This is a genomic window from Pseudomonas sp. RA_35y_Pfl2_P32 (assembly GCF_963970735.1).
Lineage (GTDB): Bacteria > Pseudomonadota > Gammaproteobacteria > Pseudomonadales > Pseudomonadaceae > Aquipseudomonas.
Genome location: NZ_CAXAQF010000466.1, coordinates 1 through 208, shown reverse-complemented (window position 1 = coordinate 208; position 208 = coordinate 1). Strand labels below are relative to the sequence as shown.

At 62.5% G+C, this 208-nt stretch carries 1 protein-coding gene; it reads left to right on the top strand.

Going from position 1 to position 208, the window contains the following annotated elements; all coding sequences use genetic code 11:
* On the top strand, positions 1–208 hold a 208-nt coding region (locus AACY45_RS29195; protein ID WP_339548929.1), incomplete at both ends, for a hypothetical protein.

Below are 208 nucleotides of genomic sequence, written 5' to 3'. Positions count from 1 at the left end.
CTGTTCGTGGTGACCAACACCCCGAACTCCGGCAACTTCTCCAGTACCACCTATGCGACCTTGCAGGAACTGGGACAGGAGCAACTGATGCCGCAGGCCCAGCGCACACTGACCGAGGACATGCTGCGCAAGCGCAGCCACTTGGCGTATCTGCAGGCCAACCCGCACACCGACGCCTACGTGCAACGGGCCCAACTCAATCGAGCCG